Consider the following 23,593-nt stretch of genomic DNA (forward strand, 5'->3'; position numbering starts at 1 on the left):
GGGTTGGGTGTTAACCTCGATCGTCCTGGACACCGCGCCCCCTCTCACGCACAGAAAAAATTCCCTTTTGGAGGGTGTAAACATGTTAACAGCGCAAAAGCGGAAATTCGCTGTCGCGCTGATGTCCGGCATGTCTCAAAAAGATGCGGCAATAAAAGCGGGGTATTCGGAGAAATCCGCACGGTCCAAGGGGTCGCAGCTTGCAAAAGACCCGGAAATCATCGCGTTTATTACACGAAAAAAAAAGGAAGTCATCGAGACAGACGACGTACCAACGTACGGCAAAAAAGTTTACACCCCAGCGGTAAACAGCCCTGAAAAAAATAAGGCTCCTGTAACACCAACAGAGGCGCCACCTGTTACTGGTGAATATGATGATCCACTCAAGTTTCTCATGGCCGTGATGAACGATATCTCCGAAGAAATTGACGTCAGGAAGGATGCTGCAAAGGCCATGCTTCCCTATATCCACCCTAAAAAAGGTGAAACCGGGAAAAAAGATGCGCGTCACGCCGCCGCAAAAGCAACTGCTGGTGCAAGCAAGTTTGGCGCAATGGCTCCTCCAAAGTTGGTCGTCAATAACAAGGAGTAATTTATGGCGCAGTGGTCTACAGCCTGTATGGACTGGGAAGCTCGCCTGGTTGCCGGTGAGTCCATCATTCCTCCGCCTATTTTCCCTGACTTAGCAGAGCAAGCGCTCAGTATTTTCCGTGAACTGCGAGTTTCTGACCTGCCGGGTAAACCGACATTCGGGGAATGCTCTGAAGAGTGGGTATTTGATTTCGTGAAAGTCATCTTCGGCGGATATGACGCCGAAACGGGCAACCAACTGATCCGCGAATACGGACTGCTGATATCGAAAAAAAACACAAAATCGACCATTGCTGCAGGCATCATGCTTACCGCTCTGATCCTTTGCTGGCGCGAGGATGAGGAACATCTGATCCTGGCGCCCACGAAAGAGGTCGCTGATAACAGCTTCAAACCCGCAGCTGGCATGATACGTGCTGACGAAGAGCTGTCCGATATGTTCCAGATTCAGGATCATATCCGTACGATTACACACAGGGTTACGCGAAATACGTTGAAAGTAGTTGCCGCGGATACCGACACGGTATCTGGTAAGAAGGCCGGCCGTATTCTGGTTGATGAACTATGGCTGTTTGGGAAGCGAGCCAACGCCGAAGCGATGTTCATGGAAGCGCTTGGCGGTCAGGTCTCACGTAATGAAGGGTGGGTGATATTCCTCACCACAGAAAGCGATGAGCCGCCTGCGGGGGTTTTCAAAGAGCGTCTTGATTACTGGCGTAAAGTCCGAGACGGCCAAATAAGCGACTCCAAAACGCTTGGAATCCTGTACGAATTTCCTGAGCATATGGTGGAAAGTAAGGCTTACTTGGATCCGAAAAACTTCTACATCACCAACCCTAATATCGGGCGTTCTGTTAGTGCTGAATGGATAGAAGATCAGCTCCGTAAAAATCAGGCCAAAACTGACGGTACGCTACAGCAGTTTCTGGCAAAGCACCTCAACATTGAAATTGGCCTTAACCTGCGCAGCGACCGCTGGGCGGGCGTCGATTTCTGGGAACAGCAGGCAAAGCGTGTCAGTTTTGAAGATTTATTAAGACGATCAGAGGTCATCACCGTCGGAATAGACGGCGGCGGCCTTGATGACCTGCTGGGGGTCTCTGCCCTCGGGCGTGATGCTGAGACAAGAGAATGGCTCTGCTGGTGTCATGCGTGGGCACATGAGATAGCGATCCGCCGGCGTAAAAGTGAAGAGTCCCGATTTAACGACTTCGTGAGAGCCGGTGATCTGACCATCGTGAAACGCGTCGGACAGGATACGGAAGAGGTGGCCGAGTACGTCAGCAGGATCCACGCTGCTGAATTGCTCGACAAGATCGGCATCGACCCGTCTGGAGTCGGGCAGATACTCGATGCGCTGATTGAGGTGGGTATTCCTGCTGAATCGGTGGTTGGTGTCAGCCAGGGCTGGCGCCTTGGCGGCGCGATTAAAACCACTGAGAGAAAGCTTGCCGAAGGAATATTGATACATGGTGGACAGCCGATGATGGCCTGGTGCGTGGGTAACGCCCGGGTAGAACCGAAAGGCAACGCCATTCTGATCACCAAACAGGCCAGCGGTAAGGGCAAGATTGACCCGCTGATGGCGCTGTTTAACGCAGTTTCTCTCATGGCCCTTAACCCGGAGCCAGCTAAAAAAGATTACCAGGTATTTTTCGTATAACAAACACGTCAGTTAATGACCCGCTCAGGCGGGTTTTTTCGTTTCTGGAGGCAATCAAATGACGCTTAATCGCGCCTGTACCCTCATGACGGTGAAATCGGTTGATGAAGATAAGCGGATTATTGTTGGCATAGCTTCAACACCATCACCGGATCGTGACGGAGACATTATGGAGCCAGGAGGTGCGCGGTTCGGAAATGAGAACCCATTCCTCTGGCAGCATGACAGATTACAACCCATCGGTAACTGTTCCGCAAAAAAGCTCAATGACGGCCTGCAGATTACAGCGCAGTTGGTAAAGCCGACGCCTGATATGCCATCCCAACTTATTGCCCGGCTTGATGAGGCATGGGCGTCGATTAAGTCAGGGTTGGTCAAAGGTCTGTCGATTGGTTTCAAACCAATCAAGTACGCATTTCTTGATGCTGGTGGCATTCATTTTTTGGAGTGGGAACTCCTGGAAGTTTCTGCCGTAACCATTCCTGCGAATGCGGAATGCAGCATCACAACCGTTAAGTCGTATGACCGCCAGCTTCTCGCCGCGATAGGCAATGAGAAGCCGGTAGTAAAAATCTCAAAATCCGCTGGCGCTACAGCAACCAATACCAAAAAAGGAACCAATTCGATGAATATCGCAGAACAAATTAAGAGCTTCGAAGCGAAGCGAGCGGCGCTGGTGGCATCTCTTGATGAGGTGATGTCAAAAGCAGCTGAAGACGGGCGTACGCTGGATGCTGAGGAAGAGGAAAGCTACGACAATACCTCCGCTGAAATTAAATCCGTCGATGCGCACCTCAAACGCCTGCGCGACATGGAAGGCAATATGGCATCTACCGCTAAACCGGTATCAAAAGCCGCTAACGGTGAAGTCACTACCGTTAAGACTGGTGCGCCAGGCATCATCCGTGTTGAACAGAAGCTGGAAAAAGGCATCGCCTTTGCCCGCTTCGCGAAAGCGCTGGCCGCCGCTAACGGCAGCCGCTCCGAAGCGCTGGAGATTGCCCGGAAACAGTATCCAGACGATGCGAAGCTTCACCATGTACTGAAGGCCGCTGTAGGTGCAGGTACCACTACCGATCCGACCTGGGCTGGTGCGCTGGTGGAATATCAGGAATATGCACAGGATTTTGTTGAATTCCTCCGCCCGCAAACCATTATCGGCCGATTCGGGCAGGGCAGCATCCCGGCTCTGCGTCAGGTCCCGTTCAACATCCGCATCCCGGCGCAAACTTCCGGCGGTTCGGCAAACTGGGTGGGGCAGGGCAAGGCCAAACCGCTGACCAAATTCGATTTTGAGTCGATCACGTTCAGCTTTGCCAAAGTGGCGGCTATTGCTGTACTGACCGACGAGCTGATCCGCTTCTCTAATCCGGCTGCCGATTCGCTGGTGCGTAACGCCCTGGCCGAAGCGGTCATTGCCAGGTTGGATACGGACTTTATCAACCCGTCAAAAGCTGAAGTTGCTAACGTTTCTCCTGCATCTGTCACTAATGGTATTGCTGCGATCCCGTCCACCGGTAGCCCGGATGACGACGCTGCAGCCGCCTTTGGGGTTTTCGTAGCAGCTAACCTGCAGCCGAATGGCGCGGTCTGGTTGATGTCCAGTACTACTGCGCTGGCATTGTCCATGCGTAAGAATGCTCTGGGTCAGAAAGAATACCCTGAGATGACGCTTCTTGGCGGTACCTTCCAGGGCCTTCCGGTCATTGTATCCCAGTACGTTGGTAACCAGCTTGTGCTGGTGAACGCACCGGATATTTACCTGGCAGATGATGGTGGTGTGGCAGTGGATATGTCGCGTGAAGCATCGCTGGAAATGGAAAGCGAACCCACCGGCGACAGCATCACCCCGACCGGCACCGAACTGGTCTCCATGTTCCAGACCAACAGTGTCGCTATCCGCGCCGAGCGCTGGATCAACTGGAAGCGCCGTCGTACAGCAGCGGTAGCGGTTATCTCTGGTGTGAACTACAGCTCAAGCCAGGGCAGCTAAACAGCGGAAGGAGGGCGGGGGAAACCCCGCCGCATTGCATGGCAAAAATCAGATATCTGCAACGTACCCATGACTCGGTGCCGGGCGACGTGAAAGCCGTGGACGATCGGTGCGCAAAGGTGCTGGTGCTGCTTGGCAAGGCGGAATATTTCGTCGGCGCGCGTACTGATGGCAAAAAGAACAAGCGAAAAGCGGAGAACGGCTAATGTGGAACCCTTTCCGGAGAAAACAGGGTAATGAAAAAGCCCTGCAGCAGCCTGCCAGTCGCGGAGGCTGGAACCCGTTATTCAGCTTTATACATGAGCCATTTTCCGGAGCATGGCAGCGTAACCTTGAAATCAGGCAGGATACTGTTCTTTCTTATTATGCTGTCTTCGCCTGCATATCGCTGATCGCGAGTGATATTGCCAAAATGCCTCCGCGCCTGATGCGGCGTGACTCAAAGGGAGTCATGCAGGAGGTAAAATTAGGAGATGTTCCGGCGCTGTACAAAAAGCCAAACGCCTTTCAGAACAGGATCCAGTTCTTTGAGCACTGGCTGAATTCAAAGTTGTGTCACGGAAATACGGTAGCGTTAAAAATCCGCAATAACACCGGAAAAATCACTGAACTCAGGCTGCTTGACTGGAACAAAGTTACACCGCTGGTGGCGGATGATGGCTCTGTCTTCTATCAGATCAACCCTGACAACATGACTGGCATTGAATCGTCGGTGACCGTCCCTGCACGCGAGGTGATTCACGATCGTTTCAATTGCCTTTTCCATCCGCTCATCGGTTTGTCACCCATTTACGCAGCTGGCCTGGCGGCGATGCAGGGTCATCACATACAGGAAAATTCCGCCTATTTTTTCCGTAACGGTGGTAAGCCCAGCGGTGTCATCGAGGTTCCTGGGTCTTTGACCGAAGAGAACGCCAGAAAAATAAAAGAAAACTGGGACACCGGATATTCCGGCGAGAATGCAGGCAAGACCGCCATTCTGAGTAACGGTGCTAAATACAATCCAACAACGGTATCAGCTGCTGATGCTCAAACTGTCGAGCAACTAAGCATGACGGCACAGATCATCTGTTCTGTGTTTCATGTCCCGGCCTATAAAGTTGGTGTCGGCGAGCTCCCCACTCACGACAATATTGAAGCACAAGACCAGCAATATTATTCGCAGTGCCTTCAGTCGCTCATTGAGTCGATCGAGTTGCTTCTGGATGAAGCCTTTGATCTCGATGGCGAGACGGGTACGGAATTTGATGTTAATGCGCTGCTGCGCATGGACAGTGAGCGCCGCATCAAATCTCTTGGTGAAGGCGTAAAAAATACAATCCTGACGCCGAATGAGGCGCGCAGGAGTGAAAATCTTCCTCCTTTACCTGGCGGTGATGCGCTGTATCTTCAGCAGCAAAACTTCAGCCTTGAAGCACTGGCACGGCGTGATGCTTCTGATGATCCGTTTGCTAAATCTGGCGCCAGCAGCGTCACGGCACCAGAGGAATCTGGCGGGAAAGCCATGTCTGAATCTGAACTGACGGCGGCAAAAGCGATGCTGCGAGGATTGTTAGCCAAATGAATGAACGTGAACTTTCCCTTATCAGGGCTCTTGGCGAGGAATTCTCCCAGGCGCTAAGCGAACTACGTGAATCTTTCAGAAAAAGTCTGGACGACCACCTGAAGGAAACAGAAGAGAAGTTGGCAGCGCTCACCCAGGAAATTTCGACCCTGAAGGACTCTCCGGCACCTGACCTTACCGTGCTGCTGGCTGATGCAGTTGCATCATTACCGGCTCCCGATATTCCGCAGTTGCCGGACATCAGCGCTATGGTCAGCGCCGCTGTTGCCGCTATACCTGCGCCGAAGGATGGTAAAAGCGTGACGCCGGAAGACGTGCGACCATTGCTGCAGGAGCTGGTCACTGCGGCGGTAGGCGAAATCCCGGTCCCGCGTGACGGCAAAGATTATGATCCGGCGGTGCTGAAGCAGGCGGTGGATGACGCGGTCGGAGCGCTGCCGCCGGCGCAGGACGGCAGGAGCGTGACGCCGGAAGACGTGCGGCCGCTGCTGCAGGAGCTGGTCACTGCGGCGGTAGGCGAAATCCCGGTCCCGCGTGACGGCAAAGATTATGATCCGGCGGTGCTGAAGCAGGCGGTGGATGATGCGGTCGGCGCGCTGCCGCCGGCGCAGGACGGACGTGATGCTTTGCACCTTGAATTACAGCCCTTCATTGATGAAGGGAAAAGCTATCCTCGCGGATCTTATGCAACCCATAACGGCGGCCTCTGGCGTGCTTACGAGAAAACCCACGGTCTGCGTGGCTGGGAATGCATAGTCGATGGTGTATCAGCCGTTGATATCAGCATGGATGGTCAACGCAATTTTACTGTTACGGTCAACCGTGCCAGCGGTGCCAGTGAGAAAAAAGCTTTCGATATACCGGCTATGGTGTACCGCGGCGTATTCAAATCGGGCGATGAATACCTGCCAGGTGATACGGTCACATGGGCTGGCTCACTCTGGCATTGTGACGAAATCACGCAGGATAAACCTGGCGAACCTGGTTCTAAAGGCTGGACACTTGCCGCCAAACGCGGGAGAGACGGGAGGGATAAAACGTGATCGAACTGGTAACGCTTATCCAGGCAAAAAAGCACCTGCGCATTGATGATGATGCTGGAGATGATGATCTCCTCCTGAAAATTCAGGCCGGCAGTGCTGCACTGCTTTCTTATATTCAGGGAAGTCGGGACAAGGTGGTAGATGACGAGGGTAAACTGATTGAAGGTGAGCCTTTGTTGCGTATGCAGGAGTCTCTTTTGCGGTTACTTGGTTATCTCGACCGTAATCGAAACGGCGAAGAGGAAGAGAAACTAAAACAGGGTGAACTTCCCTTCTCCATAACGATGCTGATTTACGATCTGCGACAGCCAACAATTCTTTAAGGTGGTGCTATGGCTTGCTCAGGTTGCGCCAGCCGGCGCGAGTGGATAAAAAAGTGGACGAGAATTGCCTATGAACGAGCAACAGGTAAACGCGCTGATAGCAGCGCTGAACGAACAGACCGCGGCACAGAGAGAGCAGACGGAAGCGATAAACCGCCTGGCTGAATCAAATACGGCCCTGTGTGACATCATTATTCAGTCGCTGGCTGATGAGTTGGAGGAGCCTGTAGAGCGACAGACCTATCTCAGCGGAAAACCCAGGGGGTAATATGCAGGCTGGCAAACTTCGCCATCGAGTCATACCCCAAAAGTTTGTCTCGGTTCAGGATCCGCAAACCGGCGAGATTGTGAAAAATTGGGTCAACCTTGTTCAGTCAACTGCTGATAATGGCATTTGGGCCGAAGTTTACCCGCTTTCGGCCAGGGAATTTATTTCCTCCCAGGCAACCCAGAACGAGATAACCACCAGGATCACAATCCGCCGGCGCGACGATATTACTGCTAAATGTCGAATCTTATACCGCGGGAAAATTTATAACGTTGAGGGCGTACTCCCTGATCCGGTTAGTGGGCTGGAGTATTTAACGCTTCCCTGCTCAGAAGGGGTTAACGATGGCTGACGGTGTTGAATATCAGTTGACCGGAGTTGATGAATTGATAGGGAAACTTCAGTCAATTAGCGATGACATGAAGCGTAAGGGAGGGCGAGCGGCTTTAAGGAAAGCGGCCAATGTTATTGCCAACAGGGCAAAGGCAAACGCCAGAAGACTTGATGATCCGGAAACAGGACGAAGCATAGCGGATAACATCGCAGTGCGCTGGAATGGCCGCGAGTTTAAGCGTAACGGTAATCTTGCTTTCAGAATCGGTGTTTTACATGGTGCAGTGCTGAAAAAGCATCCTGATAAAGCCAAAAATGCCCCCACACCACACTGGCGCCTGCTGGAGTTTGGAACGGAAAAAATGCGCGCTCAACCTTTCATGCGACCCGCAGCAGAAAACGGTGCTGGCGAGGCATCGAATACGTTCGTTGAGGAATATGGGAAGGCCATCGATCGAGCGATAGCCAGAGCTGCCAAGAAAGGGGGCAGAGGATGATTGCACCTATCTTTGACGTTTGTGCTGCCAGCCAGGCGGTAACAGCGTTGATCGGTTCAAGCCCGGTGCGGCTTTACCCATTCGGGCTGCAGGATGACAATATCGTTTATCCCTATGTCGTATGGCAAAACCTCAGCGGAGAGCCAGAGAATTACCTGGACAGACGCCCCGACGCGGACAGCTACACGCTCCAGGTGGATATCTATTCGGTTACTGCTTTATCGGCACAGGCAGTGGCAATGGCGCTGCGTGATGCCATCGAACCACACGCCTACATCACTCGGTGGGGAGCTCAGAGCCGTGATCCGGAAACAAAACGCTACCGTTATTCATTCGACGTTGACTGGATAGTCAAACGATAACCTCCCTAATCCTTCCATAAACCGGCCAGAGCCGGTTTTTTTATTTCTGGAGATAACTATGTCTGTTTTAACGCAGGGTACTCAACTCTATGCGCTGATCCGTGGTGTCATTCATGAAATTGAATGCATCACCAGTTTTAACCCTGGGGCCAACCCGGCCGACCAAATTGAAGACACCTGTCTCAGTGAACGTAACAGCCGCCAGTATAAAAAGGGCCTGCGTACCCCCGGGCAGGCGTCGGTAACAATTAATGCCGATCCAGATAATGACTCGCATTATTTGATGTGGCAGTTGGCCGAACTGGATGAATACCAGGACGAGCTGATCCAGTGGGCTATTGCTTGGTCTGATGGCGAATCTGTCCCTACCGTTTCTGCCGGGGAAATGGTTTTGCCGACAGATCGCACCTGGTACACATTCCGCGCCTATGTCAGCGACTTCCCGTTTGACTTCCAGGCTAATGCGGTTGTGGCAACCAGCGCCACGATGCAGCGCAGCGGCCCCGGGGTCTGGGTACGTAAAGTCCAGCCCGGGAGTTAAGACCAGACACCCCGGCAGAGCCCGGGGCTTTTCCCCACAGTATTTGGCGGCGCATCTCCCGCGCAATCCAGCCCCGAGACCATTCACAAAAGCGACCTCTGAGAACGCCATCGCAGCATGGTGCGCTCGGGCATGGCCGTTCTGGTGAGACAGAGGTCTCTTTTTTGAAAGGTAATCACCATGCAATATCCAACCGTATCAGTAAACGGCGTTTCCGTTCGCGTTGATGACTATGGGCGCTACAGCCTTAATGATCTCCATGCTGCAGCCGTAGCAAATGGTGAGGCGACGGAGTCTCAGCGGCCAAGCGTGTTTCTCCGAAGCGCCCAAATTAAGCGCTTCATTAAGGCGCTGCAGGCCAAAGCACTAAAAAGTGCTTTGGAACAAAATCAACCAGTTAAGGTAATGAACGGCGGTTATGAGGCTGGGGCGTGGGGTGTTGAACTGCTCGCTATTCGCTACGCGGCATGGATTAAGCCAGAGTTCGAGATTGAAGTGTATGAGGTATTTCGAACCGTTGTACGCATGGGGATCGGCGCCATGTCCCGCCTGAACAAAATCGACCACATCATCAATACAGAAACCAAGGCGATTAGCCAGTGCGCCAGCCAGATGGCGAAGTGGGGGGTTGGCGGCCGTAAGCAGCTACTCCACACAGCGCGGGAGCGGGCTGCTGATGAAGTGCAACTGTATTTGCCAGGCGTCGCTTAAATTTGGGATAGCCCACCCGCGTGGGCTTTCATTAACAGGAGATAACATGCAACTCACGCTTGATACGCTAAAAGAAACCGGAGCATTTACTGGCCGCCCGGTAGAGAAAGAGATCAAATGGAAAGGTCGCGACGGGAAAGAACATATCGCCACCGTCTTTGTTCGCCCGATGGGCTATCACACCACAAAAGCCGAACTGCTGGCGTATAACGGAAAATCGGACCCGATTGCAGAGCGTATCGCGGCACATATCTGCGATCAGGATGGGGCCCCTGTGTTTACCGCGTCAGACATTCTTGGTACTGCAACAGCTGAGCGTGGTGCACTGGATGGCCCGATCGTTATGGCTCTGCTTGCGGCAATTCATGACGTTAATGAACTGGGAAAGACTACGAGCTAACCGGCGAGGATGAATTCTGGTGCGAACTGGTGATGAACGGCATCGGGGGCCGCACTATCGCAGAGGCTCAGGAGCGGATGAGCCGTAGGGAATTTCTGGTCTGGCTCAAATACCGTGACAAGTACGGCCCGCTAAACATCATGATGCGCACCGAGTGGGGGGCTTCGCTGGTGGCCTCTGTCCTGGCAAACATAAATAAGTCAAAAAACACGCCACCCTTCAAGGTTAGCGACTTTGCACCGCACATCAACGAGCCCACATTATCGCTTGAGGAAGCCATGAAAGCCTGGGACTGATTATTGTTTTTGTCTTTTAAAAATCCTGCTACCCTTTTGGTAACTATCATCACGAGGGAATGATATGAAGAGTTCAGGGCAGTTGCTATCGCTGGCAGGTGTAATTCTTGCGGTGTACTCATTGTTCTTTATGGATGTTAGTGTAGAAGTTGGCGATGGTACAAGAGTTAATAACATTGGGCTAATGGCTCAACAGCAAAATTATTTATTAATTGCGATTGTTCTTTTTCTTGCTGGTGTCTTTATTTCCTTCTCAGGTAGAAAGAAGTCATTGCCAGAAGTGGATTTCACTAAAATAGAATCATGCTCGGCAGGTGACTTTGTTTCTTTGAAAGATGGTAAACCATTCCTGAATATGTTGGCTGTAGACAATCTTGCAATGATGTTTTTAAAAAAACATGGTTCAAGTAGCGTTAATGATATCCTTTTCATGAATATGCCTTTAATCGATAGGTTAGAACAAGGTCTCCCTGAATCACTAAGGAAAGATTTTAAATCTACCCTTAAAAGGAGGTTAAAGGACAATTGTTAAAATAATGCCCGCTAAAAGCGGGCTTTTTTTCACTTGGAGAATATATGGCTGGCAAGTCACTGGGAACTCTGACTATCGACTTGGTTGCAAAAGTTGGTGGATTTGTTTCAGGGATGGATAAAGCTGAGCGTGCATCAGCCAAGTGGAGCAAGCAGGTACAAGATGATGTGGCAAAATCCAGTGCTGCACTGGCAGGTATAGGGGCCGCAGCTATTGCAGCTGGGCTGGCTGTTGGCGCATCCGGATTTCAATTACTGAAATCAACATCCAAGCAAATAGCAGAAACTGATCGCTGGGCTAAATCATTACAATTATCTACCCAAGAGCTTCTTGCTTGGCAGTTTGCAGCTGAAAAGGCAGGTGTCTCCGGTGACCAAATGGCTGATATCTTCAAGGATATTGGCGATAAGATTGGCGATGCGGTACTAAATAAATCTGGTGAAGCTGTTGATGCACTCAACGCCCTTGGGTTATCTGCAGAAAAATTATCAAAAGTTAGCCCAGACAAACAGCTTCTTGCAATTGGTGAGTCACTTGGAAAAATTGGCTCCAATGCCGAAAAGACTACTATCCTTGAAAGTCTAGGTAATGATTTATCAAAACTGCTACCGCTATTTGATAATAACAACGAAAAGCTCAAGCAGTTTATTGACCTCGCTAAAGATTACGGTGTAGCTCCTGATCCTTCCTCGATTGATGATCTAGTGAAAGTGAACCAATTATTCGAGGACATGGAAGCGCAGGTCGCTGGTCTTAAAATGGAAATAGCTGCAGGGTTGGCAAATGTCGACCTTTCTCCATTGCAAAACTCTCTCGATAAGCTTCATGATGTACTGACTGATCCTGTGGTTCTTCAGGGCATTTCTGATCTTGTGTCTGAAGTTGCCCAACTTGCTGGGTGGCTTGTAAAAGCAGCTGCTGGAGCTGGTCAATTAGCTGCCAGTACAGGAAACCGTTTTGCTGCTCTAAGTGGTAAGATTGACCTCTCTAACATAGATCAAGTTAATGAACGTATTAGTTATCTACAAAAAAGCCTTGAAGGTAAAAAAGGGTTTTACTCTCAAAGTGAGTCGATGTTTGGCTGGATTACTGGGGTAGATGACAGCGCAAAATCCCTTAATGATGAGCTGCTATCTCTTATAGAAACAAGAGATAAATTCTCTAAAGCGAGCAAGGCGGTGCTACCTCTTCAGGTTGCCACCGTAGGGACAGATAATCCTTTTGCTTTGCCTCCCGGAGGTACAAACGTAAAACCGGTTAAAACGCCAGAAAATAAAACAGACAATGCTTTTAAAAGTAGATTGCTAGACCTACAGAAACAAGCTGCACTTATTGACACTACTGGTAAGAAAACAGCCGAAGTTACAGAGCTTGAAAAAATCAACTTTGATATCACCAGTGGCAATCTGAAAAAATTATCAGAGGATCAAAAAGAACAGCTTCGCTCTGCCGCAAAGGTCCTCGACTCTAAAAAAGAAGAGCTGCGACTTAACCAGGAAAATGCAAAGGTTGCAGAATATGTTTCTGGGTTAGAAAAACAGAATAAGTTAGTGCGGCAGGGGTTTGAGAATCAGATTGTTGGCCGTTATTCTGGAAGCCGTGAACGTTCACGCATGCAGGATAATAATGATATTCAGCAGGATTTTGCTTCTCGACAAGATGACCTTTTAAATCAGCTGCAATCTGGAGATATAGATCAAAGTCTTTACGACAAAAAGAAAGAAGCCTTGCAGAATTCTCTTAATGAGAGACTTAAAATTCAGGAAGAGCATTATAAGAAACAGGACGAGTTAGAAAAAGATGGTGCTGCTGGTTTCATCTCTGGCATAACTGATCAGGCTGCTGCTTATTCAAATTTATACGCAAATATGCAGCAGATTGGTGCTCAAACATTCAGTAGTATGACCGATATGATTATCGAATGGGCAGAAACAGGAAAGTTAAATGCCCAGGACTTTGCGGCGACCTTCATTCAGTCTGTGGGGACGGCTTTATTACAGTATGCCGCTGCGCAGGTAGCAATGGCAGCGCTTAATGCCTTCACGCAATGGATCGGCGTTCCTTACGTTGGTCCTGTAGTCGCGCCAATGCAAGCCATCGCAGCAGCCGCTGCTGCTGGCGTTTTCATGACGGCTATTGGATCGGCATTACACGGCCAGGCCCACGACGGTATCGACTCAGTGCCGGAAACCGGAACATGGCTCCTGCAGAAGGGCGAGCGCGTCACGACTGCTAAAACCAGTGCGAAACTTGATGCGACCCTGGACAGGGTTGCAACCCAGTCAACCGGCAGTGGTGCTATCTACGCTCCGAACATCACCATCCCAATAAATGGAAACCCGTCTGATGCGACTCTCGCTCTCGTGCGCAAGGCGGCAGCGGAGGGCGCCGACCGTGGTTATAAAAGGGCAGTTAATTCCGTGACTACAGGGCAGGGTGATCTGCACAGGGCACTAATGGTGAAAACTAACTCGGGGAGGAAAATTCGCTGATGGCTATCACCACAACGCTTTACTACCCCGCTGACGTTCTCCCTGGCCCGTTGAAAGATAGCTTTGGGTTGAAGCCTGTATCCCCGCTAAAAAGCACCGATATGGTAACGGGTCGCCGCCGGCAAAGGCGAGCCTACACATCTGTGCCAACCAATACCGATATTGCATGGATATTTAACGATGCTCAGGCGCAGGCTTTTGAAGCGTGGTTCCGGGATGTTCTTACTGATGGCAGCGCCTGGTTCAACATGCCGCTGCTGACGCCCGTCGGGCAAAAAAATTACGTCTGCCGTTTTAACGATATCTATGAAGGCCCCACGCCTGAAGGCGGCCTGTACTGGCGGTATTCCGCGTCCATTGAGTTATGGGAACGGCCGCTGCCGGCGGTTGGCTGGGGACAATATCCGGAGTGGATTGTCGGGAGCTCGTTACTCGATATCGCTTTGAACAGGGAGTGGCCTAAACATGACAGCGATTAACCGCCTTTATGCGTCCTCCGGGGAGGAGGTCATTATCGGTACGTTACAGGTCGATATTGGCGGCCAGACGCATTATCTCTGCGAGGGTTACGAGGACATTACGGCCGTTACCGAAGAGGGCGCGACCGTAACGTTTATTGCCTGCGCCATTGTCCTTTCCCTTCCTGCCAGAAACGAGGATGGCACGCAGGACCTGAAATTTATGCTGTGCAACATCGATGGCGTGGTTTCCACCGCTATACGCAGGGCCATTGATGCCATATCCAGTGCCAGCATTACGTTCAGGAAGTACATATCCACTGACCTGACCGCACCAGCGGAGCCGCCTTACATCATGCCGGTTAAAGGCGGCTCCTGGACACCGCTTACGGTAAACGTTACCGCCGGATTTAAAAACATGCTCGATTACGCATGGCCGCGCGATCGCTACACCCTCACTTACTTCCAGGGTCTTCGTTACTCCCGATAGGTATCCCATGCTCAACATTGATAAATACCTGACTGTCCGCTGGCAGATGGGCGGCCGCGCTTTTCCTGTTCTCGACTGCTACGGCATTGTGCATGAGGTTCGCCGTGACCTCGGCCTTCCTGAATGGCCTGCGTTTGAGGCTGTGATTAAAGAGCCAGGCAGCACGGGGATGGGGGAATTTTGCGAGAGTTTTTCGCGTGACCTGACTCCCTGCAGGCCGTGCAACGGAGCGGTGGCCGCCTGCTATATGGGGAAAATGATCGGCCATCTTGGCGTAGTCGTCGAAATGGATGGGTTGCTTTACGTGATCGAATGCAACCCCCGGCGAAACGTAACCATTCTCCCCCTGGCGCGTTTTGAACGTCAGTTCCTGAAAGTGGAGTATTACCAGTGACTATTCGATTATACCCGTCGCGTCTGCCTGGTGAGCCGCTGGAAACCTACGAGCACCGGGATACGACGCTTCACGACTGGATGCTGCAGCACGTCGATAACTACCGTAACGAGATGGCGCAGCGTGTCGCCTTCGAGGTTCATGGTAAACCGGTCCCACCGGCAGAATGGCCGTTATGTTCTATCAGCGCTGAGAGTGACGTAAAAGCCTACCCGATCCCAGGCGAGGGGGTGACGGCGACGACAATCGCGGCATGGGCAGCAGCGGCTATTGCTGCAGCGTCGGCTGTTTATGTGCTGATCACCATGTCCAACATGGATAAGGGAGGTTACTCATCCTCAAATGGTTTGGGGCTGGATTTAAACCCGGCTAAAGCGAACCAGGCTAAGCTCGGCGATCCCATTCGCGAAGTGTTTGGCCGCTGCCGTATCTATCCCGATTATGTCGTACAGCCAGTGACGCGCTTTAATTCTGATGATCCCACGCTAATGACTGTTGAAATGATGGTTTGCCTGGGGAAAGGGAACTTCGCGTTTACGAATGGCGATATTAGAGTGGGCTCAACGCCAATTTTGGCGTTAGGGGATTCGTTTAGTCACAACGTTTATGCACCTGGTGCGGATGTCTCAGGTGATCGGCGTAGTGAAAACTGGTTCAACTCGACAGAGGTCGGTGGCACTTCCAGCGGAAGCGGTCTTGATATGGCCCAGACTTCGCCAGATTCTACCGATATCACTGCCGACAGCATGACGGTTTCAGGGCCTTCCGTAACGTTTTCGGGGTTGGTCGATTCCAGCGTTGACGATGATGAAGGGAACTCGCTGCCAGAATCCTGGGTTACTGGCGCGCTGGTGACAATTGTCGCGCCTGCTAACTTCCAGATATCGACATCGGCGGGTTATAGCGTACTGACAAATGATCTTATCGCGGAGATTAACCCGAGCCCAGGAATGCCGGTCACGCTAGAAATTAACGGCGCCCAGTATGATCTGTTCATTGCTACCTATACCCCAAAACAGGATGCAGTGCCTGGTGTCGGGGGGACCGCTTCTGCGGTGCGTGGAAATGCTGCACCGACTACTTACGATTTTTCAGTAAATAATGAAAACTTCTCTCTGTTCTGGCAGGGCCACTACTATTTTGTTCAACTTGTGGATAACTACATCACAATGTCAGGGTTGCTGGATGCAATTAACTCCAAGCTGACGGGGTCTGGATTGATTGCCCATGACGATGGCGGGGTGGTGCGGATCGTGGAAATCTCCAGCCCGTGGAAAGGCGGCGATATTGATTCAATTTTCCCTGTATCGGTTTTCGGCGATGACCCTGAGTTTACTCTCGGGACAGCATCGAGTGGTGGGAGCCCTGCAATTACAGCAAACATCACGCTGGCGTATGGCAGTGTCACCGGGGCTGCATTCTCGGGCGTCCCTGAAGGTTCGCAGCGGCTTTCTCTCGCTCATCGTGGTAACGAATATCGCATTGCTGATGCAGACGGCACGACCGCAACAGTTCAGCGCCTGATTGACGGTGTTATTGATCCCACCTGGCTTGGTTTTTCGCCGCGCACGATGATTGACTACCAGGCTACGGGGATCAGCGACAACAATACCTGGATGGGACCTTTCCTTGTCTGTCCGGAAAATGAAGTTGTGGACGCTTTCGAGGTGAATTTCTCGTTTCCGTCTGGCATTTGTGGGTTCGACAGCAAAGGCAAAAAAAGAATTCGCCATTGCGAATGGGAAATTCAGTACCGTGTGTATGGCTCGGGTGCTGGCTGGACGAGCAAGAAGGGGGTCTACGCGTTGAAGAACGTTAACGGCCTCGGCTTCACGGAAAGATTCAATCTGGCTTCACCAGGTCTCGTCGAAGTTCGCTGCAGGCGCCTGAACGAGCAGGGGTCGAACAACGCACGCGACTCGATGTACTGGCAGGCGCTACGCGGTCGGCTGCTGGCTCGGCCGTCATCCTATGCTGGCGTCACCCTTATGGGGGTTACGGTTGAGACGGGGGGCAAATTGGCGGCTCAGTCTGACCGCCGCGTAAACGTTGTCGCTACGCGGATTTATGATTCTGGCGTTGCCCGTAGTATTTCTGGCGCGCTCTACCACGTCGGTCGCTCTCTGGATATGGGAATGGACACGGTAGCGATTGACGCTCTGGAGCAGGCGTACTGGACCCCGAACGGCGAAACCTTTGATTATTTTACGGGAGACAGTATCTCCGCACTGGAAATGCTGCAGAAAATCGCTGCCGCAGGTAAGAGTTATTTTCTGCTGAATACCCAATCTGTTGCGTCAGTGGGTCGTGAAGGGGTTAAACCCTGGACCGGGGCGATTACTCCTCACGAGATGGTGTCCGAGCTGCAGACCGATTTCAGCACGGTGACCGATGACGATTACGATGGCGTTGACGTGACCTATATCAACGGCACGACCTGGGCAGAAGAAACGGTGCAATGCCGTCTGCCAGGCAACCCGACGCCGCTGAAAATAGAGGCATTCCGGGCTGACGGTGTAGGTAATCCGGATCACGCGTACCAGATTGGTATGCGCAGACTGAGTAAATACCAGCTGCAGCGCATGACGCATAAAACGACGACCGAGCTGGACGCGCTCTGCTACAACGTCGGGGATCGTATTGTGCTGACGGATGATATCCCAGGCAGTAACACCATTTCGTGCCTGATTGAGTCAATGGCTACTGCTGGTGGGGTGACAATATTCGACGTATCGGAGCCGCTGGACTGGACATTTGCAAACCCACGCATTTATCTGCGTTATCAGGATGGAACCGCATCACGGCTATTTGAGGCGTCACCGACGGGTGACAACTATCAGGTATCTGTACCGTATCAATCTGAGTTTGCCGATATCCTGATGGACGATCCGATAATCGAACCGCCCCGGTTAGTTTTCTGCAGTTCTGAGAGCGACCTCTACGACGCAATTGTGTCCGAGGTTGTGCCACAGGATGACGGTACATGCGAGGTAACCGCCCGGCAATACCGAGCTGAATTTTACGACTACGACAACGCCACATACCCCGGCGACGTCGCGTAACACCCACTAAAACCCCCGATTAACTCTTTTCGCACAAACCCTCGTTTGCGCGAACGCTATTTTTTGGAGCAAAAAACATGTCCTATGTTCCACCCGTGGGAGAGACCACCGATCCCGATATTTTTATGGATAACGTCAAGCGCGCCGACCGGTTAGTTAACGGCGAAGAGGATACAGTGGACGACCGCGGCGGAGTGCCGTTGGATACCTGGCGCGGCATGATGGCGAAAAACGATGAGGTGCGCCAGAACCTGATCCCCCTCAGTCGACAGTATATGACTCTGGCCGCCGCTCAGGCAGACATTGCGAATATCCCGGACGGCAGCACTACGTATTACCGCAGCCCGGATGACAGCGCGCTGGCTGTTGAGGTAATCAACAATGCAGGTACGCTGGAGCCAACAGGTCGGGTTATGGTGTCCAAGGTCTACATCGACGAAATTAAAAACCGCACACCTAATATCGACAGATCTTCATACTGGGGCGGGATTGTCGCTGCAGATGGAACCATTGGTGTGAATTTCCGCACGAGCGACAACGAACCGATATTCGGGAAGTACGGGGCTCTGTCCGCGCTGACGTCATCTTTAACACCATTTACTGACATTGCATCCGGGATGGCGACCGTAAATATCAATTCCAGCTTTCTGGTTGCAGCCAATGAAAGTGATGGACTCTCTGTGCCAACGATTTTCAATAAAATAACGTCAACAATGTTTGTAAAATTATTTGCCGTAACAACTGATGAGCAGGTTGCAAATATTGGCGGGCGGTCGGGATACTGGGGCGGGATTGTCGCGAAAAATGGTCAGGTCGGCGTGGTGTTTAGGGCGTCTGATAATCGACCGATATTCGGGGGCGGCGGTGCGCGTGGAGGAGATATTTTTTCGAGGCTGGAAGCTGTCGAAAACAGTGGCGGTATTGTTATCAACAAATCCCATACCGCAGGCGACAGCACCGGCGCCGGGACAGGCGCCCCTGCCGGTTATTCGTTCCCTGACCAGTTAGCTGCGCTCATTGGTAATGGGTTCGTTGCAACAAACTATAGTATTGGCGGGCAAAAATCAGGTCAGGTGGCAATGCGTATGGGGGCGAAACCCATTTACCTGACCGTTAATGGAGATTTAATTCCCGCTTCGGGCAATTCGGTCACTATCACCCAGATTAACGGTGCGAGTGCCACAGCTGAGCCGGCCTACCCGAGCCAGGATGTGCGCTTCCTGTCCACATCATCAAACACCACCACCTACACGCTGGATGGCTGGATCTCGGGCATCAAATGCCGGGTGACGCGCACCTCGTCCGGTGGTGTTGAAACCTACAACCTGACAGCGCTGAGCGGCTCCGGGTTCCGCTGCCTTCCTGGTTCGTTGTTTGTGCCAGAGTATGCGATGCAGGATCACTCTGACAGCGAGATGTGGATTTGCGTGGGTATCAATGATTTTCGGTCTGGCGCCACGACAGCCGCCGATTACGACGCAGATGTAGCAGCTATCAAGACCAATATCGATGTGCTGGTTAACCAGGCTGAAAAATCAGGTCGCCCCATACTGGTTTACGGTATTAATACCTGTAACTACCTGTCGGAACTTCTCGGCGGCACACGGTATCAGCGCATCCTCGAAGTTAATCAGTATTTTTCTCAAAAATACCCGGGCTACTACGTCAGGGGCAGTAATGGCCGGGATTTGCGCGAGGAACTGGTTTCCAGATACAACGCGTCAATTGCACAGGATGTCACTGATTTTGGTAACGACATCGTTCCATCATCCTTACGCAGCGATCCCCGTCATCCAAACGCCACAGGATATGGCGTTTACGCCGAATTGGGATATCAAACCCGCCAGAGAAGAGGATAACTAATGGCTATTTTTTTGAAATCGGATTCATCGCCGATCAGCAGCGGGGCAAATCCCGTGTATCTTGAAAACGACCCGGCCATTATTCGAGTCGCAACGCTGGGACTGCTCGATTTCAGCAACGAGATTTGCTACGACTCAGGAACGCCTGTAGCGGCGTACGCAAACCTCCTCAACCTGGTGAGCGGCGGGACCAATGCGACAAACGGGCCGAACTCACATACGCTGGAAACAGGTATGCTGAAATTCACCGGCGCCGCAGAAAGCACTAATGATTACGTTCTGCTGCCGACTGCGGAATTTTCATTACCAACGGGCTGTAAACGGGCCCTGGCGAGCGTGGCGGTAAAACTGCCGGCGTCAGGATATGGCACGCCGGCAGCAAGTCGCTCAGTAAACCTGTTCGGACGGCTAAACAATACGGCCTCGGCGAATATCAATTTTGCTATCTGGGCGTTAATCAACACATCCGGCAGCCTGCAGTCTGTTCAGGGGGCGATGATGGGCTCGGCAGCAGTTTCAGCCTCGGCACAATTGGCGCTCCTGACCGATGGGAACGTGCACGTGGTGTCCGTATACGCTGACGGAGAGACTACACCGGGCGTGCTGGTAACGCGCATTTACGTCGATAATATCCTGGTGGCCACGGCAACAAATAACACCTGGGATAGCTTGGTGCCTCAGCCGACCAACCTCCCACGTATCGGTAGTTACCCCGCCACGATATACGGTCCGTGGGGTAACATTAAAATTGGCCGCCCTATGCTGGCAAACCTCACCGGGAAAACAACTGTTGCGACTGATTTGATCGCTCAGGCTGTAACGTTAGCCAATGAGTACCTCATTTAACCAAACGGTAGCGGCTATCGATGGTGATAGCCGCTTATCTTTTAGATAGTTTGCCCATACCCGGAAATATAATTCTGAGAACGCTGATATGTGCGCTGCAATGCCGCGAGGTCCAGAGGACGATCGAAAATCAGCACTTCAGCAACATCAAGCGCCGTCTCCGCAGAGTCAGGCGTTGAAGGGTCCCGCCAGTTAATCAGCCGGTAAAAACTACTGAGACCAGCCTCCAGGATGCTGCGGTTCGCCAGGTTCGCACCTGACGTTAACGTAGCAGGGATTAGAGCCGAGTTTGCTGCTGGCAGGTATAAATTAGCAGCATTACCCGCACCGTCGACAGAAAGCGCAGAAAAGCGGAATTTAACCCGGCTTTCGTATGATTCATCAGGACCCGGCGCCCGAGCCAGGAGGGCGTCGGTTTTTAATGTGTTACCTACCCCACCACTGTTTCGATTTAATGTCGACGCAGAGCTGCTGAATAAACCCACACCTACGCCGGTGATAGTGGCGCTTTGAGACAGGTTCCCAACCGGGTAACCAAATGTGGCTGTTGTCTTATTATTGCGCCAGACCGCAACCAGTGTGCGCTGAATACCATCAGGAACGGAGGTCAGGTAGCCGTTGTTTTTGTCGCCAGTAATGTAGTAATTACCGCGCGTCGGAGCTCCAACAGCAGACAGGGTATGCCCGTTCCCGCTCAGATCTGACAACCCGTCACCGAATCGCCATGCGGCTAACAATCCGGCCTCGGCGACAAATGGTGTATAAATTGGCTTCAGCTGCGGATTCTGAATAACAACGTCTTTATTTCGAATAATCGTGGTCATTGTACTTTCCTTAAAAAATCACACACCAGTTGTGGAGTTTGCGCAAAGTGCCTGCGCTGTCTGTGTAGCTCTCACCAGGCAAGTCGCCCTCACTGTCTCTCAGGTTGCCACGAGGTCCGAGCTTTCTTCCCGTTTCCGCGACATCACCAGGTCGCCCCCAGGCATAGGTAATCTGCTCAGTAGCTGTTAATGGCCTGGAGCAGATAATCCTCACCTTATCCTGACCAGATATTGAAACACTGGTGATAATGTCCGAAACCGCATAATTATTTGCCGCATCTCGGATATCAAAACCATAATTAACAGTTTCTAAAACCCAGTTAGTATCGATGACGAGTGGAGGTGTCGGCACATTGAAATAAAGCTCAACAATATTCCCCTGCCTGTACTCTCCGATCTTATCTAACCAGTGCATGCCCGGTTTATTTCCTGACTGGTTGTCCTTCAGTAATTTATAAACAGTCCGCCCATAATATTTAGCAAACATCAAATATGTGTTGTTGGTGCAATGGACCCCATCCAGATAACTACCTGAATACATGGGGTGGCTGAGTCTGGAAACTCCATCAAGAGCAGTATCTCGCAATGCCAGTGCAACAGTGGGAACATCCCGTGAATATTGCCGATGCGTACCAAGCTGGTAACTGACGAACATAGGCGGATAGCTCTGCCCGGTTATCTCGACCGTATCCGCTTTAATGTCAGAAATATACTGCCGAAGTTGTGCCAAATAGTCGGCCCGGCTTGTGCCTGCACCGTAGTTGTTCTCACCCTGCGTCCACAAGATCGCCAGCTCAGAAAATGTTTTCCCGGCGCTGTTAGCCAGCCTGACGGAGTTAGTCACGTGGTCAAGCGCCCGCTGATAATGCGTGGTCCCCTTGGACAACCCAGAGATTGGCGTACCGCCACGGCCTGGAGATGATGAGAAAACGACCGTTCCCAGCGCATCCCAGGTGAGCCCGCGCTCTGCCACCAGTCGCTCTACGAGGCCATTTGATGCCCCTGAGCAGGGGGATTCGCACACCGGGTTTACAGAGTTTTCCGGCGTGTAGGCACGCTCAATGAGAGGGATTGCCGTGTCTGTATCGGAAGTGAAACTGTTATTATTCGTGCTGAACCCAACATTCCCGTAAGGTTGCGTAGTTGAAACAGGTGGGTTTGTTGCTGCAGATGAAGCAGGTATTTGACCGAGCGACAACGACTGCCCATGACTGCGAACACCCACCCAGTCACTCAACCTGACTGGTGTAACCGTTTCTGACGTCCCTGAACCACCAATTACCGGAATATCCTGGTCACTCTCAAATCCAGGGGTGCATGCCATAGGAATATAGTTGGCGTCACAGAAAACAATGCCAGGCGGCCCAGGGATTTCAACAATCTCAGTATTGCCCACGCCGACCCCACCCATTGGCGTGCCGTAAATATATGGAACGCCGCTGTTATCCGTTATTCCCCAATGAGCGTCGGCATTAGCCGGTGCAGATTCAATCTGAGCATTTGCCAATCCTACCGCTCCCAGTTTATTTATTCTTAGTGGTGCCCGGCCTTCTGCATCAGCAAGAGCATGAACAAGCAGGATGCCTTCATCATCATAAATATCCTGGCTGGTCGTCAGTCCGGCATCTGGCAATAATGTATCAACATGTGATTGTGATGGCATTTTCCGGCCGGTTGGTACCAGCGTACCTGCATTGTTGATTACCTCAACAGCCAGCGCGCTGTCATCCGGGCTGCGGTAATACGTAGTGCTGCCGTCCGGGATATTCGCAATGTCTGCCTGAGCGGCGGCCAGAGTCATATACTGTCGACTGAGGGGGATCAGGTTCTGGCGCACCTCATCGTTTTTCGCCATCATGCCGCGCCAGGTATCCAACGGCACTCCGCCGCGGTCGTCCACTGTATCCTCTTCGCCGTTAACTAACCGGTCGGCGCGCTTGACGTTATCCATAAAAATATCGGGATCGGTGGTCTCTCCCACGGGTGGAACATAGGACATGTTTTTTGCTCCAAAAAATAGCGTTCGCGCAAACGAGGGTTTGTGCGAA

Annotated in this window: 25 protein-coding genes; 23 read left to right on the forward strand and 2 right to left on the reverse strand. The window is 51.8% G+C overall.

Annotated elements, in window-relative coordinates; all coding sequences use genetic code 11:
* The first annotated feature begins 82 nt into the window (after positions 1-82).
* From GVK32_RS27365 to GVK32_RS27470, 23 genes are all read left to right on the forward strand, one after another.
* On the forward strand, positions 83-592 hold the full coding sequence (locus tag GVK32_RS27365; RefSeq protein WP_159873947.1) for a terminase small subunit: 510 nt from the start codon (positions 83-85) through the stop codon (positions 590-592).
* A 3-nt stretch (positions 593-595) separates the two neighbouring features.
* The gene (locus GVK32_RS27370) at positions 596-2,254 is read left to right on the forward strand and encodes a terminase large subunit (RefSeq protein ID WP_159873949.1); all 1,659 of its coding nucleotides are present in this window, start codon (positions 596-598) and stop codon (positions 2,252-2,254) included.
* A gap of 58 nt (positions 2,255-2,312) precedes the next feature.
* On the forward strand, positions 2,313-4,247 hold the full coding sequence (locus tag GVK32_RS27375; RefSeq protein ID WP_159873951.1) for a phage major capsid protein: 1,935 nt from the start codon (positions 2,313-2,315) through the stop codon (positions 4,245-4,247).
* Between the two features lie 38 nt (positions 4,248-4,285).
* The gene (locus tag GVK32_RS28985; protein ID WP_166705584.1) at positions 4,286-4,453 is read left to right on the forward strand and encodes a hypothetical protein; all 168 of its coding nucleotides are present in this window, start codon (positions 4,286-4,288) and stop codon (positions 4,451-4,453) included.
* Positions 4,453-5,811: a phage portal protein gene (locus GVK32_RS29315; RefSeq protein ID WP_159873953.1), complete on the forward strand. Its 1,359-nt coding sequence runs from the start codon at positions 4,453-4,455 to the stop codon at positions 5,809-5,811. The genes GVK32_RS28985 and GVK32_RS29315 overlap by 1 nt, the downstream gene beginning before the upstream one ends.
* Entirely contained in the window at positions 5,808-6,854 is a 1,047-nt protein-coding gene (locus GVK32_RS29320; RefSeq protein WP_159974070.1) for a phage gp6-like head-tail connector protein, read from the forward strand. Before GVK32_RS29315 ends, GVK32_RS29320 begins: the two co-directional genes overlap by 4 nt.
* The gene (locus tag GVK32_RS27390; RefSeq protein WP_159873957.1) at positions 6,851-7,177 is read left to right on the forward strand and encodes a head-tail connector protein; all 327 of its coding nucleotides are present in this window, start codon (positions 6,851-6,853) and stop codon (positions 7,175-7,177) included. The genes GVK32_RS29320 and GVK32_RS27390 overlap by 4 nt, the downstream gene beginning before the upstream one ends.
* Positions 7,178-7,247: 70 nt before the next feature.
* Positions 7,248-7,445 (forward strand): hypothetical protein, encoded by a 198-nt coding sequence (locus tag GVK32_RS27395; protein ID WP_159873959.1) that lies wholly within the window; start codon positions 7,248-7,250, stop codon positions 7,443-7,445.
* Position 7,446: 1 nt separating this feature from the next.
* Entirely contained in the window at positions 7,447-7,797 is a 351-nt protein-coding gene (locus GVK32_RS27400) for a phage head closure protein (RefSeq protein ID WP_159873961.1), read from the forward strand.
* Positions 7,790-8,275: an HK97-gp10 family putative phage morphogenesis protein gene (locus GVK32_RS27405; RefSeq protein WP_159873963.1), complete on the forward strand. Its 486-nt coding sequence runs from the start codon at positions 7,790-7,792 to the stop codon at positions 8,273-8,275. Before GVK32_RS27400 ends, GVK32_RS27405 begins: the two co-directional genes overlap by 8 nt.
* Positions 8,272-8,637 (forward strand): DUF3168 domain-containing protein, encoded by a 366-nt coding sequence (locus GVK32_RS27410; protein ID WP_159873965.1) that lies wholly within the window; start codon positions 8,272-8,274, stop codon positions 8,635-8,637. Before GVK32_RS27405 ends, GVK32_RS27410 begins: the two co-directional genes overlap by 4 nt.
* A gap of 58 nt (positions 8,638-8,695) precedes the next feature.
* A complete protein-coding gene (locus GVK32_RS27415; RefSeq protein WP_159873967.1) occupies positions 8,696-9,178 on the forward strand; it encodes a phage tail tube protein in 483 nt (160 codons plus the stop codon).
* A 180-nt stretch (positions 9,179-9,358) separates the two neighbouring features.
* Positions 9,359-9,889: a KilA-N domain-containing protein gene (locus GVK32_RS27420; protein ID WP_159873969.1), complete on the forward strand. Its 531-nt coding sequence runs from the start codon at positions 9,359-9,361 to the stop codon at positions 9,887-9,889.
* Positions 9,890-9,935: 46 nt separating this feature from the next.
* The gene (locus GVK32_RS27425; protein ID WP_159873971.1) at positions 9,936-10,289 is read left to right on the forward strand and encodes a phage tail assembly chaperone family protein, TAC; all 354 of its coding nucleotides are present in this window, start codon (positions 9,936-9,938) and stop codon (positions 10,287-10,289) included.
* A 32-nt stretch (positions 10,290-10,321) separates the two neighbouring features.
* Positions 10,322-10,585: a phage tail protein gene (locus GVK32_RS27430; RefSeq protein WP_159873981.1), complete on the forward strand. Its 264-nt coding sequence runs from the start codon at positions 10,322-10,324 to the stop codon at positions 10,583-10,585.
* Positions 10,586-10,649: 64 nt separating this feature from the next.
* Positions 10,650-11,117 (forward strand): hypothetical protein, encoded by a 468-nt coding sequence (locus tag GVK32_RS27435; protein ID WP_159873973.1) that lies wholly within the window; start codon positions 10,650-10,652, stop codon positions 11,115-11,117.
* 44 nt (positions 11,118-11,161) lie between these two features.
* Positions 11,162-13,609 (forward strand): phage tail tape measure C-terminal domain-containing protein, encoded by a 2,448-nt coding sequence (locus GVK32_RS27440; protein ID WP_159873975.1) that lies wholly within the window; start codon positions 11,162-11,164, stop codon positions 13,607-13,609.
* Positions 13,609-14,088 (forward strand): hypothetical protein, encoded by a 480-nt coding sequence (locus GVK32_RS27445; protein WP_143967391.1) that lies wholly within the window; start codon positions 13,609-13,611, stop codon positions 14,086-14,088. The genes GVK32_RS27440 and GVK32_RS27445 overlap by 1 nt, the downstream gene beginning before the upstream one ends.
* Positions 14,075-14,557: a DUF1833 family protein gene (locus GVK32_RS27450; protein ID WP_159873977.1), complete on the forward strand. Its 483-nt coding sequence runs from the start codon at positions 14,075-14,077 to the stop codon at positions 14,555-14,557. Before GVK32_RS27445 ends, GVK32_RS27450 begins: the two co-directional genes overlap by 14 nt.
* A gap of 7 nt (positions 14,558-14,564) precedes the next feature.
* Positions 14,565-14,951 carry a nitrite transporter gene (locus tag GVK32_RS27455; protein ID WP_096904794.1) on the forward strand — a complete coding sequence of 129 codons (387 nt, stop codon included), beginning with the start codon at positions 14,565-14,567 and terminating at the stop codon, positions 14,949-14,951.
* Positions 14,948-18,013 carry a host specificity factor TipJ family phage tail protein gene (locus tag GVK32_RS27460; protein ID WP_159873979.1) on the forward strand — a complete coding sequence of 1,022 codons (3,066 nt, stop codon included), beginning with the start codon at positions 14,948-14,950 and terminating at the stop codon, positions 18,011-18,013. The genes GVK32_RS27455 and GVK32_RS27460 overlap by 4 nt, the downstream gene beginning before the upstream one ends.
* Positions 18,014-18,090: 77 nt before the next feature.
* On the forward strand, positions 18,091-19,872 hold the full coding sequence (locus GVK32_RS29325) for a hypothetical protein (protein WP_227698081.1): 1,782 nt from the start codon (positions 18,091-18,093) through the stop codon (positions 19,870-19,872).
* 3 nt (positions 19,873-19,875) lie between these two features.
* The gene (locus GVK32_RS27470; RefSeq protein WP_159874143.1) at positions 19,876-20,721 is read left to right on the forward strand and encodes a hypothetical protein; all 846 of its coding nucleotides are present in this window, start codon (positions 19,876-19,878) and stop codon (positions 20,719-20,721) included.
* 41 nt (positions 20,722-20,762) lie between these two features.
* Here GVK32_RS27470 and GVK32_RS27475 read toward each other — a convergent pair whose 3' ends face one another.
* Positions 20,763-21,545, reverse strand: a complete 783-nt coding sequence (locus GVK32_RS27475; protein ID WP_159874144.1) for a hypothetical protein — start codon at positions 21,543-21,545, stop codon at positions 20,763-20,765.
* Between the two features lie 10 nt (positions 21,546-21,555).
* Positions 21,556-23,544: a sialate O-acetylesterase gene (locus GVK32_RS27480; protein WP_159876655.1), complete on the reverse strand. Its 1,989-nt coding sequence runs from the start codon at positions 23,542-23,544 to the stop codon at positions 21,556-21,558.
* Between the last annotated feature and the right edge of the window lie 49 nt (positions 23,545-23,593).

It is taken from the genome of Klebsiella sp. 18074, from assembly GCF_902705905.1.
Lineage (GTDB): Bacteria > Pseudomonadota > Gammaproteobacteria > Enterobacterales > Enterobacteriaceae > Klebsiella > Klebsiella terrigena.

What these genes read in the sequence shown, in the direction of transcription:
- GVK32_RS27365 (WP_159873947.1), top strand. Translation starts at nt 83, where the DNA reads ATGTTAACAGCGCAAAAGCGGAAATTCGCTGTCGCGCTGATGTCCGGC.
- GVK32_RS27370 (WP_159873949.1), top strand. Translation starts at nt 596, where the DNA reads ATGGCGCAGTGGTCTACAGCCTGTATGGACTGGGAAGCTCGCCTGGTT.
- GVK32_RS27375 (WP_159873951.1), top strand. Translation starts at nt 2,313, where the DNA reads ATGACGCTTAATCGCGCCTGTACCCTCATGACGGTGAAATCGGTTGAT.
- GVK32_RS28985 (WP_166705584.1), top strand. Translation starts at nt 4,286, where the DNA reads ATGGCAAAAATCAGATATCTGCAACGTACCCATGACTCGGTGCCGGGC.
- GVK32_RS29315 (WP_159873953.1), top strand. Translation starts at nt 4,453, where the DNA reads ATGTGGAACCCTTTCCGGAGAAAACAGGGTAATGAAAAAGCCCTGCAG.
- GVK32_RS29320 (WP_159974070.1), top strand. Translation starts at nt 5,808, where the DNA reads ATGAATGAACGTGAACTTTCCCTTATCAGGGCTCTTGGCGAGGAATTC.
- GVK32_RS27395 (WP_159873959.1), top strand. Translation starts at nt 7,248, where the DNA reads ATGAACGAGCAACAGGTAAACGCGCTGATAGCAGCGCTGAACGAACAG.
- GVK32_RS27400 (WP_159873961.1), top strand. Translation starts at nt 7,447, where the DNA reads ATGCAGGCTGGCAAACTTCGCCATCGAGTCATACCCCAAAAGTTTGTC.
- GVK32_RS27405 (WP_159873963.1), top strand. Translation starts at nt 7,790, where the DNA reads ATGGCTGACGGTGTTGAATATCAGTTGACCGGAGTTGATGAATTGATA.
- GVK32_RS27410 (WP_159873965.1), top strand. Translation starts at nt 8,272, where the DNA reads ATGATTGCACCTATCTTTGACGTTTGTGCTGCCAGCCAGGCGGTAACA.
- GVK32_RS27415 (WP_159873967.1), top strand. Translation starts at nt 8,696, where the DNA reads ATGTCTGTTTTAACGCAGGGTACTCAACTCTATGCGCTGATCCGTGGT.
- GVK32_RS27420 (WP_159873969.1), top strand. Translation starts at nt 9,359, where the DNA reads ATGCAATATCCAACCGTATCAGTAAACGGCGTTTCCGTTCGCGTTGAT.
- GVK32_RS27425 (WP_159873971.1), top strand. Translation starts at nt 9,936, where the DNA reads ATGCAACTCACGCTTGATACGCTAAAAGAAACCGGAGCATTTACTGGC.
- GVK32_RS27430 (WP_159873981.1), top strand. Translation starts at nt 10,322, where the DNA reads ATGAACGGCATCGGGGGCCGCACTATCGCAGAGGCTCAGGAGCGGATG.
- GVK32_RS27435 (WP_159873973.1), top strand. Translation starts at nt 10,650, where the DNA reads ATGAAGAGTTCAGGGCAGTTGCTATCGCTGGCAGGTGTAATTCTTGCG.
- GVK32_RS27440 (WP_159873975.1), top strand. Translation starts at nt 11,162, where the DNA reads ATGGCTGGCAAGTCACTGGGAACTCTGACTATCGACTTGGTTGCAAAA.
- GVK32_RS27445 (WP_143967391.1), top strand. Translation starts at nt 13,609, where the DNA reads ATGGCTATCACCACAACGCTTTACTACCCCGCTGACGTTCTCCCTGGC.
- GVK32_RS27450 (WP_159873977.1), top strand. Translation starts at nt 14,075, where the DNA reads ATGACAGCGATTAACCGCCTTTATGCGTCCTCCGGGGAGGAGGTCATT.
- GVK32_RS27455 (WP_096904794.1), top strand. Translation starts at nt 14,565, where the DNA reads ATGCTCAACATTGATAAATACCTGACTGTCCGCTGGCAGATGGGCGGC.
- GVK32_RS29325 (WP_227698081.1), top strand. Translation starts at nt 18,091, where the DNA reads ATGTCCTATGTTCCACCCGTGGGAGAGACCACCGATCCCGATATTTTT.
- GVK32_RS27470 (WP_159874143.1), top strand. Translation starts at nt 19,876, where the DNA reads ATGGCTATTTTTTTGAAATCGGATTCATCGCCGATCAGCAGCGGGGCA.
- GVK32_RS27475 (WP_159874144.1), bottom strand. Translation starts at nt 21,545, where the DNA reads ATGACCACGATTATTCGAAATAAAGACGTTGTTATTCAGAATCCGCAG.
- GVK32_RS27480 (WP_159876655.1), bottom strand. Translation starts at nt 23,544, where the DNA reads ATGTCCTATGTTCCACCCGTGGGAGAGACCACCGATCCCGATATTTTT.